We start from the raw sequence: 12314 nt of genomic DNA, 5'->3' as shown, positions 1-12314 counted from the left end.
GGTGAACCATTCCGATGGTGCTGGTGTGGGTGCGAGCTTTCGCGGCGTGCCATTCCGCACTACCGACTCGGATACCGGCGTGGGCCGGCGCAACGAGCTGCACGAGTATCCCCTGCGCGACGTGCCGTTCGCCGACGACCTGGGCCGTCGTGCGCGGCAATTCCAGATCACGGGCTATGTGCTCGGTGAAGATTACCTGCAGCAGCGCGACGCATTGATCGCGGCGCTGGAGGCCTATGGCCCCGGAGAGCTTATCCATCCGCGCTACGGCATGCTCAATGTCGTCGTCATCGGGCAGGTGAGCATCCGGGAATCCAGCGCAGAGGGCGGCGTCGCGCGGTTCTCCATCACGTTCGCCGAGGCCGGCGAAAACACGTTTCCCCAGGAGGCCTCGAGTACCCAGGGCCTGGTTCACGACGCGGCCGACGGCCTGGGTTTGGTGTCCATCGATCGCCTGGCGTCGCTGCTCGACGTTTCGGGCGCGGCCGTCCTGGCGACGGACGTGATCGGGCGCGTCACGTCTGCCCTGGACGCTCTGCAGCGCATGGTCAGTCTGAACGGTCTGGTCGAGGCCGCAGGCGACATCGTGCGCGGAATCTCGTCGATATCCAGTCGCGTGTCGGCGCTTATCCGCACCCCTGAAACGCTGGCGCTGCAGATGCAGTCGCTGTATCAGCAATTGAACCTAGCCCTGCGCCGGCCGAAATCCGCGCTGGCCGATCTGCGCGCGGAGTTCGGCGCGAACGACCCTGCGCCATGGGTGACTCCCGGGGTGGCGTCCAGCGTGCCGCCCGGCGGAGAAGGAGGCGAAGGTGGGGCGGCGCAGCGCCGGGGGACGACGGCCGCGCAGCGCCAGGTCAACTTGGCCGTGGTGCAGGAGTTCGTCCGTGCGCAGGTTGTGGCCGCGCAGGCGCGGATCCTGTCTGACGCGATTGGCGCCGGCGATATCGTGACGTCGCAAGACGCTCAGGAACAGGCCGCCGTAGTGCTCGACGAGATTGACCACGAGCTGGAGGCCTACGATCCGCCGGCCGAAGTGGCGGCCGCGCTGATCGCCCTGCGCGTGGCCATCGTGCGCGACGTGTCGGAGCAAGCCGATCGGCTGCTGCAACGCTCGACCATCACTACCCAGGCGGTGCTGCCCGCGCTGCTGATCGCGCAGCGCGTGTACCAGGATGCTACGCGGGCCGACGAGATCGTCACGCGCAACGGGGTACTCAACCCCCTGTTCGTGCCGGCCCGCGAGCTGGAGGTGCTGCGCTGATGGCCCAGGATAATCTGCTGACGCTAGTGGTCGGTGGGCGGGCCTATGGCGGCTGGAAGTCCGTCACGGTCGAGCGCGGGATCGAGCAGCTCGCTGGCGAATTCGAGCTCTCGTTGACACACCGCTGGCCTGGCCAGGATGCCCCGATCGGTCTGCGCGAGGGGCTACCCTGCGAAGTGCGGGTCGGGCGCGACCTGCTCATCACTGGCTACATCGATACCCTGAACATCGACTTGGACGATCAATCCTGCGCGTTGACCGTAAGCGGCCGCGACAAGACCGGCGACCTGGTGGACAGCTCGGCGATCCATGGCGGCGGCCAGTGGAACGGCGCACGGCTCTCGCAAATCGTACGGGACATCTGCAAGCCGTTCGGCATCGACGTACTGATGCTGGCCGAGGATGATGTATTCGAGAGCTTCGCGCTGGACGATGGCGAGAAAGCGTTCGATGCCATCGACCGTGCCGCGCGCGCCAAGGCAGTGCTGGTGACCAGCTCGCCGGAGGGACACCTCGTGCTGACCCGGGCGAGCGAGGAGCTCATCGAGACGCGCCTGGTCGAGGGAGAGAATATCAAGCGGATCGAGGCGCGCCACACCTGGGCGCGGCGGCACTCCAAGATTCTGCTCAAGGCACAACGGACGGGCACCGACAACCAGTATGGCGAGATCGCCGCGCACGTCGAAGCCGCGGCCGAGGATCCGGAGATCGACCGATATCGGCCGCTCATCATCCATTCCGAACAGGGGCTGAGCACGGCAGAATCCCAGGAGCGTGCCCAGTGGGAGGTCTCCACCCGCATGGGTCGAGGCAAGCGCGCCCGGATCGTTGTCGTGGGCTGGCGCACTGGCCGGGACGGGCAGACTGGCGCGTTGTGGCGACCGAACACCCTGGTACGGGTTATCAGTCCCAGGATGTTCCTGGACATGGACATGCTGATCGCGGCATGTCGGTATAGCCTGGACGAGCGCGGCCGGCGCACGACGCTCACGGTCTGCCGGCCGGAGGCGTTCGACCTCGAGGGCGCCTCGCCGCGCCGCCGGCGCAAGCGCCGCAAGCATCGGGGTGACGATGACACGCCCTGGGATCTATCTGGCAAGGGGCGCGCACGATGAATTTCTCCGCCGCGGTCGGCCGTCTGCGCCTGGCCATCGCCCGCGCCCTGATCGGCGGGGTCGACGATGCAGGCGGGCTGCAGACCATGCAGGTCCGGATCCAGGCGGGCGTCGTGCGCGACCGCGTGGAGCGGTTCCAGCAATATGGCCTGACGTCTGTGCCGTACGACGACGCCGAGAGCGTGGCGCTGTCGGTCGGGGGCAGTACCAACCACGTGATCGTGATCAGCGTCGACGACCGACGGTACCGCCTGCGTGGGCTGTCCGAAGGCGAAGTCGCACTGTACGACGACCTGGGGCAGGTGGTGCATCTGACGCGCGGCGGCATCATCATTCGCGGTGCCGGCTGGCCGGTGACGGTGACCGACACGCCGCTGATTGACCTGGACGCCGACGTGCGCGTGCGTGGCGGCATCTCCGTCGAAAACCAGACAGGGGTCGGCAACAACATCGCCGGCCCCGTGAATTTCACCGGCGACAGCGTCAAACACCAGGGCGTCGATATCGGCATGAACCATGAGCACGACGGCGTCCAGGCCGGCGACGCCGTCTCCGGCGGGCCGGTTCGCTAGCAGGTAAACCCGTTTAATAGAGGGTTCCTCCGTGATCCGCGAGGATTGCGGGCATGGACTGCGCACTCTCCCTCGACCCTGAAACCGGCCTGCTCGACATGAGCCTGGACGGGGCCGATTTCGCTGGCGACGACACGCTGAAAACGGCTGTGTTGCTGAGCCTGTGCACCGACCGCATGGCACAGGAGCATGAGGTGGGGCCTGGAGAGGATCGACGCGGCTGGTGGGCCGATGCCTACGCCACGCCGCCGGGTGACCGGTTCGGCTGCCGATGGTGGTTGCTGGCGAGGGAAAAGCAGCTGCCATCCGTGGTTCAGCGAGCCCGCGACTATGCCCAGGAGGCGCTCGCATGGATGGTCGCTGACGGCCTGGCCAGCGCCGTCAGCGTGAGCGCATTCGTCCCGCGGATGGGCTGGCTGGTGATCTACGTCACCCTGCGCGTCAATGGCGTGGACCGGCGCTACCGATTCGAGTGGAATGGCGAGACGCAAGCGTGGCGCCTGGCCGGGGAATCGTTCGGCGAGGCGTGAAATGGCATTCAACCGTCCCACTCTCCCTGAACTGATCGACCAGACGGCATCCGAAATGGAAAGCCGCTTGCCGGGCGTTCTCGCGCGAGCCCGGCGCAGCCTGGTGGGCGTCGTGGTGCGCGTGCTGTCCGGTGGTCTCGATGCCCTGTACAAGTACGTTGAAATACTGCTGAAGCGGGCGTGGCCCGACCAGTGCGATGCTGAATATCTCGATACGCACGGCGCGCGCTGGGGTGTCACGCGGACCCCTGCCGCAGCGGCGACGGGGCCGCTGCCCATCGAGGGGGCTGACGGCGCTGCGCTGCCGGCCGGCAGCGTGCTCCAGCGCGCGGACGGCGCGCGATACACCGTCGACGTCGGGGTCATTGTGGCCGGCGGCACAGCGGTCGCCAGGATCACCGCCGAAGAGCCTGGGCAGGCCGGCAACACCGCGCCGGGCGCCCAGTTCACCCTCGTCAGCCCCGTGGCCGGCATCAACAGCGTGGCCGTGGCATCGACGGCAATCTCTGGAGGTGCCGACGTCGAGAGCCCTGAACCGTTCCGGGCTCGGATCCTGGAACGCATCCGCCGCCCTCCGCACGGTGGCAGCGCTGACGATTATGTGGCGTGGGCAAAACAGGTTCCGGGTGTCACCCGGGCCTGGTGTACGCCCGCAGGCATGGGGCCTGGAACAGTCGTAGTTCGCTTTGTCCGCGATGACGACGACGATCCCATTCCCGATGCGGGGGAGATCGAGGCTGTTCAGGCGCACATCGAAACCGTGCGGCCGGTCACCGCCGAGCTCTACGTACTGGCGGTCGTGGCCAAGCCCATTATCTATGTGATTGCCGGGCTGCGTCCGGACACGCCGGAGGTGCGCGCCGCCGTCATCGCCGAGCTGCAGGACATGCACGTTCGCGACGCTGTGCCGGGTGGAACGCTGTTGCGCAGTCATATGTCCGAGGCGATATCGATCGCCGCCGGCGAGACTGATCATCGTTTGGTATCACCCGCAGGCAATGTGGTCTGCCTGGCCAGCGAGCTGGCAACGTTCGGAGGTGTCCAGTGGACCCCATGAGTGTGGGCGCCTGGCGCGAGGCGCTGCTAGCGCTGCTGCCCCCGAGTTCAGCGATCAACCGCGCCGCCGACGGTGTGCTGGCGCGAGTCCTTGAGGCGTGCGGCGCTGCCATGAGGGGCGTCGAGCAGAGGGCGCTGTCCTTGGTGGCTCAGTTCGACCCGCTGCAGGCCGATGAACTTCTTGAAGATTGGGAACGGCTGTTTCCCGACGAGTGCGGATGCCTCAATGAGCAGGTCAGCAAAGACCAGCGGCGCCTGCGGGTCAACACCCGTCGGCTGATGCTCGGCGACGCTCGGCCGGAGTACTTCCGGCAGATGGCGGTCACATTGGGGTACCCCGACGCTCGGATCCAGGAGTTTGTCCCGTTCCGGGCGACCAGTCGCTGCACAGCCGCAATCAACCAGGGCGGGTGGCGCTACGCCTGGCGGGTAAATACCGGGGCTGCTACCGAAGCCGTATCGGCCACCGCTACCACGGCGTGTACGGCTCCACTGCGCGTGTGGGGGGATCCCGGGCTGCTCTGCTTGCTGTCGCGCTATCGGCCGGCGCACACCATTGCGCTCGTTGGTTACGAGGACTCTTCCGGCTTACTTTCTATAGGCACGCTATGCGACGAATAGCTACTCCCACACGGCTGCAGAACAAGTTCGGTGCAGGTCGTGACGGGTTCACCAACGGAGACCTCGTTGCAGGGCTCCCGGCGACCGATCTGGAGGCTGAGTGGTTCGATGCCGTCCAGGAGGAAATAGCCACGGTCATCGAGGCAGCCGGCTTGACCCTGGACGCCACCAACAACGGGCAGTTGCTGGCTGCGATACAGGAGCTGGCCAAGCGCGGGGTCCGCGCACATCAGGTTTTCGATTTCGGCAGCATTACCGACCCGACGCCTGGCGACGACGACGGTTTCGATCATCTTGACCTTGGGAACCTCTCATGAGCGGGAAAACACTTCAATTCCGGGGCGGTACGACCGCTCAACACGCCACCTTTGTAGGGGCGCAGCGCGAACTCACGGTGGACATCACTAAGAAGGTCGTCGTCGTCCACGACGGCGTCACGCCGGGCGGCCTGCCGATGGTCGGGTTCAGCCAGGTCGGCGTTGCCGGTGGCGTTGCCCCTCTGGGCGCGGATCAAAAGGTACCGGCGGCCAACCTGCCGTCATACGTCGACGACGTGCTCGAGTACGCGAACAGGGCAGGATTTCCCACACCTGGCGAGACGGGCAAGATATTTGTGGCGCTGGACACCAGTCGACAGTACCGCTGGTCGGGCTCCACCTATGTGGAGCTGGTCGCCTCGCCTGGGACGACGGACGACGTTGTCGAGGGTGCGGCCAACCTGTACTACACGAATGCACGGGTGGACGCGCGTATCGCCGCCGCCGGCTTGGCCGCTGCGAACTACACCCTGGCCGACGCTGCGGCGGCGAGTACTCTGCCTGCGGCAGGAACGTCCACTTCCGTGGCCAGTCTGCTGCAGGTTACCCGGAACGCGCTGAAGTGGCTGGTGGCCCGTTTCGACTCCGGCGGGAACGCGCTCGCCGCCGTGAAGTTGACCACGCCTCGATCATTCCAGGTCAACCTGGCCTCAACGGCCGCCACGTCATTCGATGGTACGGCGAACATTACGTTCGGCGTCACGGGCGCGCTTCCGATCTCAAGTGGCGGCACCGGTAGCACCACCGCGGCAGGCGCTCGCACCGCGCTCGGATTGGGTTCGCTGGCAACGAAGAGCTCGGTCACCATTGACGACCTGGGCAACCTGGATTTGGGAGACCTGACGTGAGTACCCCTCTGCAACTGCGCGGCGGCACGGCCGGCGAGCATGAAACGTTTACCGGCAAGGTCCGCGAGGTGACGGTCAACACGACCCGCGGGACCCTTCACGTTCACGACGGCCAGACGCCGAGGGGCTTCGAGCTGGCTCGCGTGGATCGCACCATGCCGGTGATGAGCATGGCGACGGTGACGGCGCTGACGGCTGATGTCGGCCCCGTGTGGGTCATCGAAGCCCAGGACGTCTGGGTGTGGGTGCCGCTGGGTACGTACTGGACGGGCGGCTACCGATCGGCCAAGTTGGGCGAGTACGAACACGGATGGTCGCGCACCGCGCGCCCGTGGCAGATCGCCGCCGAAGGTGCCTGGCTCAACGAAACCACCTATCCCGGAAAGCACTTGCTGGCCTGGGCGCAGGAGAACGGCCTCCTGGTCGCAGCCGCCAGTTATGTCGTCGGAGCCTACAACTTCGCCAGGTCGGGTGGCCAGATCCGCGTGCCGGACATGCGCAATATGTTCGACCGCGCATACGGTACTGACGCTGACACTGCAAATGCCAGGACCCTCGGGTCCCGGCAGTCGGATGCCATGCAGCGGCTCAATGGTGGCCTGGGCTGGGTCGGCCGGACAGCCACGTCGCAGAGCGCCAGCGGCGTTTTTTCCGACAGTCCGTTCAACACAGTACCGGTCGGGAACAGCGGAACCGTTGGCGGTTCGTCGTCGATCACCTTCGACAGCGCGTTCACGGCCAGGTCGTCTTCGGAGACCCGTAGCTTGAACGCTGCATATGCGCCCCGAATCCATGTATAGGCATTCACACATGGATCCTTGGCGCGAACGCAACGTTGGTAGATCGGTTTTCGGACGAGGTGCGGGCGGTCCGGGCATTGTCGAACGCCATAGCGCCGTAGTTGGTGTCCACGGTGCTGCCCGCGAACGAGATGCCAGAGCCATATCGGGCGCTCACCACGAACGGGCCGGTTTGAGCGCCTGCATACGGCATGGTGCCGGGACCGCCCGTGATGCGTTGCTGGGCGTCGGGCTGGTAGCTGCCCAGGACGCGCGCATTTGCAGTGGCGAGGTCACACATGGAGGCGCGGATGGTAGGCAACGTTGTTTGGACGGAGTTCGGCACCCGCCCCTCCGACACCACGCCCGACGTACAGGTCGGTCCCGTAGCTGAGGGCGTTGCCGGTGGATTCGATGAGGCCGGCCGCGCCCAGGCGCGGAGGCGACAGCACGCTCAGCGTCCCGCCGAAACGGTTGGCCGTCCAGACCGTGACGTCGACGGGGCCTGTGGCGGCCGATTGCCGGCTGCCCAGGGTGCGCGCATTTGCAGTGGCGAGGTCATCAGGCATGGATTCTCGGGTAGTAGGCAGTATTTACCGGCCGCAGCTCAGCACCGCTACCGCCGGTGGCCAATCCGAGATACAGGTTGCTGCCGTTGCTCACGGCAGTGCCGGTGTTGGTGGTGAGGCTGGCCGACCCCAGCGCGGAGGTGCGCAGCACCGACAGATTGGACCCGGTTTCAGCGGCCGCATATGTTCTCAGCGCTAGCGGGCCAGTAGCCTCAGCCTGCCGGCTGCCCAGGACGCGCGCATTTGCAGTGGCGAGGTCAGACATGGATCCGCGGGCAGTACGCCGTGTTAACCGAGCGAGTCTCCGAGCCGCCGTTCGGCACGACGAACCCCGCGTCCTGGAACTGCAGCCCCAGCGCCGAGAAGCCCGAGCCGGCCTGGGCTGTTATGGCTACCTGGCCGGATACGTTCAGCGAGTGGCGATGCTCGCGGAACTGATCTGCCTGGCGCGACCCCAGCGATCTCGCATTTGCAGTGTCAATCCCACAACAGGAGAGTGTGTATGGAAATGGTGTATCAAGTCGACGCGCGCGGGTTGCTCTTGCATGCATGGCCCTGCGAAGGTCCGCGGCCGGGCATGTGCGTGCAGGACGAGCCGCCCAACCTGCCGGAGGGGCAGATTGCTCGTTGGGACACGTCCATCCCGGATTACGAACCGACGTTCGGTAATGCTGGAACCGGGCAGTGGCTGGTCGAGGCCGACTATCGTACTGTCCCGCTGTTCGTGACCTCGGACGGTCGGCCCTACGACCTCGCCGAAGAAGTCGACGGGCAGATGTACCCTGGCACCGGCCCGTTGCCCGAGTGGCTGACGGCACAACCGCGGCCGACGGAGAATCACCGCTGGGACGCCAGCACGATGGCCTGGGTGCTCGATCAGGCAGCGGAGCTGGCGGCACAGGCAAGGGCCGTCCGTGCGAGGCGCGACGAACTGCTGAACGCTACCAACGGCCTGGTGCTGCGCTCTGTCACAACGGCCGTTCCGTTGCCTCAGACGGTGCTGGACTACCTGCAGGCACTGCGCGACGTCCCGGAGCAGGTTGGCTTCCCCACCAGCGTGACGTGGCCCGAAAAACCTGCAGCGGTCGAATAAAAGACGCGGCGACGTGTTCGATGTTGGAGCATCGAACACGTCCCGCACCAGCAGGACAAGCTGCGGGCGTGGCCAGGGCCGCGTCACCTGTGCACAGGCGCGCCAAGGCTACCATTTTGAAACCTATTTACAAAATGGCATCACCAATCATCCCCTGGCTCGGCGGCAAGCGCCGCCTGGCCGACCGGCTTCTCCCGTACTTCCCCCCTCACCAGTGCTACGTCGAGCCGTTTGCCGGCGGCGCCGCGATGTTCTTTCTGCGGCCGGTGCCGGCCGATGCCGAGGTGCTGAATGATGTCAACGGCGAACTGGTGAATCTCTACCGGGTGGTCAAGTGTCACTTGGAGGAATTCGTCCGGCAGTTCAAATGGGCGTTGTCGAGCCGTCAGGTGTTCGAGTGGCTCAAGGAGACGCCGTCTCAGACGCTGACGGACATCCAGCGCGCCGCCCGGTTCTTTTACCTGCAGCACAGTGCGTTCGGAGGCCGCGTTGACGGGCAGACCTATGGCACGGCCACCACCGCACCACCTGGGTTGAATCTCCTGCGCATCGAGGAGAACCTGTCGGCCGCCCATCTCAGGCTGGCCAGCGCCTATATAGAAAACTTGCCGTGGAACGAGTGCATCCGGCGCTATGACCGGGTGCATACGTTCTTTTTCATGGACCCGCCGTATTGGGAGACCGAGGGGTATGGAGTCCAGTTCGGCTGGGATCAATACGAGCTGCTCGCGGCCGTGCTGGGCCAGCTGAAGGGGAAAGCCATCGTCACCCTCAATGATCATCCGGCCATTCGAAAGCTGTTCAGCGCCTACCCAATCGAGTCGACCGACATCGTCTACACCGTGGGCGCGGGCGCCGGTGCACCGCGCCGCGAGCTGGTGATCTTCAGCTGGAATGTGCACGCTGAGCCAGCAGGGCTGGTGTGATGCCGGCCGACAACTGGGCGCGCTGCCGGCGGCCGAGGTCGCTGCGCGCCAGCTCTCTGGCCAGGTCTCGGCCAGAGGGATGGTAGTAGCGCAGCAGCATGCGCGTGTCCCTGTGCCCCGTCACTTTGGCGAGCTTGTGCATGTCGTAGACCTCGGCCAGCCTGGTCGTGGCTTCGTGTCGCAGATCATGCAGCCGGAGGTCGACGAAGTACTCCGGTCGCGGCGCGCGGCCATAGCGCCTGCATAGAGCTTCATACTGGCGCCTGGCTCGATCACGTGCGCGGGCGAAGGCGCGGGTGGCAGCCGAGGGGGAAATCGAGAAGATGCGCCCCCTGGACGGCTTGCCCACTAAGTACAGCTTGAGCCAGGCCAGCGCCCAGGGAGTTAACGGAACGGCGCGCCGCTCCCCGTTCTTGGTGTCATCCAGGTGCACGACGCCATGGGTCAGGTCGATCCGCTCCCGCCGCGCTGCGACCACCAGCTCCGAGCGTCGCATGCCGGACTCTGCGGCCAGCACCATGATGGTGGGTAACTCGGCCGACCTAGTCGCCCGGATCAGCCACTCGATCTCGCTGCGGGGGCATTCCGCAGCCGGGACGCCGCGCAGCCTGATGTTGTCGTAGAGCCGGCGCTCGCGGGCATTGTTGACCGCAGGACGGTCGACGAACTGGACCGGGTTGGCGAGTTGACGGTGTTTCCAGGTCTTCCTGGCCACCGTATAGAGATGGGAGAGCAGTGCCAGGCGACGAACCACCGTCGCAGGCGCCAGGGTCTGGAGCCACTCGGCAGCGATGCTGCTGATCTCTGTGTCCGTGATGGAGCTGAGGCGGCGGGTGGCCAGCCGTGTGGCCAGCCAGCGTTTCGCAATCGACGCGTCTGTGGCTGCGCCTTTTTTTCTAGGAGATATCTCAGCCTGGTAGCGCTCGAGGGCGTCGGAGAGGGTCGGGGTAAGGGTTTGCGGGCGATGTATCCAGCGGCTCATAAAAAGCCGCAGGTTTATCGTTTTGTAATTTCGTTTCTTCTAATGAAACCCAAATCAGGGCCATTTATCTCACGCCGCGTACCGCAAATATCGCGCGCCGCTTCAGCAACCGCTGTAGGGCTTGCACAGCAGCCTGGAAGGCAGGCCGGAAGCCCTCTGACGAAAAGCACGATCAGCTTTCCGTCAGCATTTGCGTGCCGGGCTGAGAATAACTATTATTCTTGCTATTTTTCGCGCCCCTCGCCTGCAAGGCCGCCTCATGAGCACCGCCTCCAAGATCAAGACCTGGTATCTGGTCCACAAGTGGACCAGCCTGGTCTGCACCCTCTTCCTGCTGATCATCTGTATCACCGGCTTGCCGCTGGTCTTCCACCACGAGATCGAAGACCTGCTCAGCGACGGCAAGCCCGTCGCGGAACTGCCCGCCGGCACGCCGAACGCGTCCGTCGACAGCTACGTCGCCCGCGCCAAGTCCTTGTATCCCAAGGAGTTCGTGGACTACGTCTACATGGACGACCACGATCCGAAAGTCTACGTCGGCATGACGCCCAAGCTGGGCGACGGCGTCGCCCAGGGCCATGCCGTCCAGTTGGACGCCCGCACCGCCGACGTGCTGGAAGACGGTCCGCTGTATGCCGAGGACAAGTTCAGCTTCATGGGCATCATGCTGGCGCTGCACACCGACCTGTACGCGGGCCTGGCCGGTGAACTGTTCCTGGGTTTCATGGGCCTGCTGTTCGTCGTGGCCATCGTGTCGGGCGTCGTGCTGTACGGCCCCTTCATGAAGAAACTGGACTTCGGCACCGTGCGCGCCGACCGCTCCAACCGCATCAAGTGGCTGGACCTGCACAATCTGCTGGGCATCGTCACGCTGGTATGGGGCATGGTGGTGGGCGTCACGGGCGTCATCAACGAACTGTCCACGCCCATGTTCGCGCTGTGGCAGTCATCCGAACTGCCGCCGCTGCTCGAGCCCTACCAGGGCAAGCCGGTGCCGACCGACCTGGCCTCGCCGCAGGCCGCCGCCGACACGGCCCTGAAGGCCGTTCCCGGCCGCGAGCTGACCAGCGTCGTGTTCCCCGGCAACGCCTACGGCAGCCCGCATCATTACCTGGTGTGGCTGCGCGGCAGCACGCCGCTCACGTCCAAGTTGAACACCCCGGTCCTGGTCGACGCCGTCACCGGCGACCTGACCAAGGTCGCGCAGATGCCCTGGTACCTGACCGCGCTGGAGCTCTCCCGTCCGCTGCACTTCGGCGACTACGCCGGCATGCCCCTGAAGATCCTCTGGGCCCTGCTCGACCTGATCACCATCGTGGTGCTGGGCAGCGGCCTGTACCTGTGGCTGGCCCGCCGCAAGGCCACCGATGCCCGCGTGGCCGAACTGGTGCGCCGCCACCAGGCCGCCGCGCAACCGCAACGGAGCCCCGCATGACCGCCACGCGCTCGCATTTCATGTTCGTGTGGGGCATGCCCATCCTGTTGGGCATACTCAGCACCTTCGGCCTGCTGGCCGCCCTGCTGGGCACCGGCATCTGGCACTGGGCCTCGTGGCTGTCGCTGGCCTGGCTGCTGGTGGTGATCGCCCGCTACTGGCTGCGTCCGGTGCGCCGCGAACGCGGATAGGCCCGTCCTACCGCCC

Annotated in this window: 17 protein-coding genes; 13 read left to right on the top strand and 4 right to left on the bottom strand. The window is 65.7% G+C overall.

Translation table 11 applies throughout. The annotated features are described in order from the left end of the window. Window position 1 precedes the first annotated feature (1 nt). From A6745_RS25975 to A6745_RS25935, 9 genes are read left to right on the top strand one after another with little or no spacing between them, the layout of a single operon-like run. Window positions 2–1264 carry a DNA circularization protein gene (locus A6745_RS25975; RefSeq protein WP_197488238.1) on the top strand — a complete coding sequence of 421 codons (1263 nt, stop codon included), beginning with the start codon at window positions 2–4 and terminating at the stop codon, window positions 1262–1264. Then, window positions 1264–2379: a phage baseplate assembly protein gene (locus A6745_RS25970; RefSeq protein ID WP_066133965.1), complete on the top strand. Its 1116-nt coding sequence runs from the start codon at window positions 1264–1266 to the stop codon at window positions 2377–2379. The genes A6745_RS25975 and A6745_RS25970 overlap by 1 nt, the downstream gene beginning before the upstream one ends. Further along, the gene (locus A6745_RS25965) at window positions 2376–2951 is read left to right on the top strand and encodes a phage baseplate assembly protein V (RefSeq protein ID WP_066133962.1); all 576 of its coding nucleotides are present in this window, start codon (window positions 2376–2378) and stop codon (window positions 2949–2951) included. Before A6745_RS25970 ends, A6745_RS25965 begins: the two co-directional genes overlap by 4 nt. 53 nt (window positions 2952–3004) lie before the next feature. Further along, entirely contained in the window at window positions 3005–3481 is a 477-nt protein-coding gene (locus A6745_RS25960) for a phage GP46 family protein (protein WP_066133959.1), read from the top strand. Window position 3482: 1 nt separating this feature from the next. After that, window positions 3483–4538, top strand: a complete 1056-nt coding sequence (locus A6745_RS25955) for a baseplate J/gp47 family protein (protein ID WP_066133956.1) — start codon at window positions 3483–3485, stop codon at window positions 4536–4538. Next, window positions 4535–5158, top strand: coding sequence for a YmfQ family protein (locus A6745_RS25950; RefSeq protein WP_066133955.1), 624 nt, complete (start codon window positions 4535–4537; stop codon window positions 5156–5158). The genes A6745_RS25955 and A6745_RS25950 overlap by 4 nt, the downstream gene beginning before the upstream one ends. Next, window positions 5146–5475: a hypothetical protein gene (locus A6745_RS25945; protein ID WP_066133952.1), complete on the top strand. Its 330-nt coding sequence runs from the start codon at window positions 5146–5148 to the stop codon at window positions 5473–5475. The genes A6745_RS25950 and A6745_RS25945 overlap by 13 nt, the downstream gene beginning before the upstream one ends. Then, entirely contained in the window at window positions 5472–6323 is an 852-nt protein-coding gene (locus A6745_RS29155; RefSeq protein ID WP_066133951.1) for a hyaluronate lyase N-terminal domain-containing protein, read from the top strand. The genes A6745_RS25945 and A6745_RS29155 overlap by 4 nt, the downstream gene beginning before the upstream one ends. Beyond that, window positions 6320–7123, top strand: a complete 804-nt coding sequence (locus A6745_RS25935) for a hyaluronate lyase N-terminal domain-containing protein (protein ID WP_066133950.1) — start codon at window positions 6320–6322, stop codon at window positions 7121–7123. The genes A6745_RS29155 and A6745_RS25935 overlap by 4 nt, the downstream gene beginning before the upstream one ends. A 4-nt stretch (window positions 7124–7127) precedes the next feature. Here A6745_RS25935 and A6745_RS25930 read toward each other — a convergent pair whose 3' ends face one another. The 3 genes from A6745_RS25930 to A6745_RS28870 are packed head-to-tail and all read right to left on the bottom strand — an operon-like array spanning window position 7128 to window position 7936. Then, on the bottom strand, window positions 7128–7403 hold the full coding sequence (locus tag A6745_RS25930; protein ID WP_066133948.1) for a hypothetical protein: 276 nt from the start codon (window positions 7401–7403) through the stop codon (window positions 7128–7130). Continuing rightward, window positions 7396–7671, bottom strand: coding sequence for a hypothetical protein (locus tag A6745_RS25925; protein WP_066133945.1), 276 nt, complete (start codon window positions 7669–7671; stop codon window positions 7396–7398). Before A6745_RS25925 ends, A6745_RS25930 begins: the two co-directional genes overlap by 8 nt. After that, window positions 7664–7936: a hypothetical protein gene (locus A6745_RS28870; protein ID WP_156513551.1), complete on the bottom strand. Its 273-nt coding sequence runs from the start codon at window positions 7934–7936 to the stop codon at window positions 7664–7666. The genes A6745_RS25925 and A6745_RS28870 overlap by 8 nt, the downstream gene beginning before the upstream one ends. A 237-nt stretch (window positions 7937–8173) precedes the next feature. Between A6745_RS28870 and A6745_RS25920 the strand changes: the two genes are divergently transcribed. Both A6745_RS25920 and A6745_RS25915 read left to right on the top strand, forming a co-directional pair. Continuing rightward, window positions 8174–8764, top strand: a complete 591-nt coding sequence (locus A6745_RS25920; RefSeq protein ID WP_066133942.1) for a phage tail assembly chaperone — start codon at window positions 8174–8176, stop codon at window positions 8762–8764. Window positions 8765–8898: 134 nt separating this feature from the next. Further along, the gene (locus tag A6745_RS25915) at window positions 8899–9690 is read left to right on the top strand and encodes a DNA adenine methylase (RefSeq protein WP_066133939.1); all 792 of its coding nucleotides are present in this window, start codon (window positions 8899–8901) and stop codon (window positions 9688–9690) included. Here the strand turns inward: A6745_RS25915 and A6745_RS25910 are convergent. Beyond that, window positions 9650–10672 carry a tyrosine-type recombinase/integrase gene (locus A6745_RS25910; RefSeq protein ID WP_066133938.1) on the bottom strand — a complete coding sequence of 341 codons (1023 nt, stop codon included), beginning with the start codon at window positions 10670–10672 and terminating at the stop codon, window positions 9650–9652. The two genes, A6745_RS25915 and A6745_RS25910, sit on opposite strands and share 41 nt — an antisense overlap. 259 nt (window positions 10673–10931) lie before the next feature. Between A6745_RS25910 and A6745_RS25905 the strand changes: the two genes are divergently transcribed. Beyond that, window positions 10932–12107 carry a PepSY-associated TM helix domain-containing protein gene (locus A6745_RS25905; protein ID WP_066133936.1) on the top strand — a complete coding sequence of 392 codons (1176 nt, stop codon included), beginning with the start codon at window positions 10932–10934 and terminating at the stop codon, window positions 12105–12107. After that, window positions 12104–12298, top strand: a complete 195-nt coding sequence (locus A6745_RS25900) for a hypothetical protein (protein ID WP_066133933.1) — start codon at window positions 12104–12106, stop codon at window positions 12296–12298. The genes A6745_RS25905 and A6745_RS25900 overlap by 4 nt, the downstream gene beginning before the upstream one ends. Window positions 12299–12314: the final 16 nt, after the last annotated feature.

The organism is Bordetella ansorpii (genome assembly GCF_900078705.1).
Classification (GTDB): Bacteria; Pseudomonadota; Gammaproteobacteria; order Burkholderiales; family Burkholderiaceae_B; genus Bordetella; species Bordetella ansorpii_A.
The sequence above is the reverse complement of the archived record's forward strand: the minus strand, read 5'-3'. Positions and strand labels throughout refer to the sequence as shown.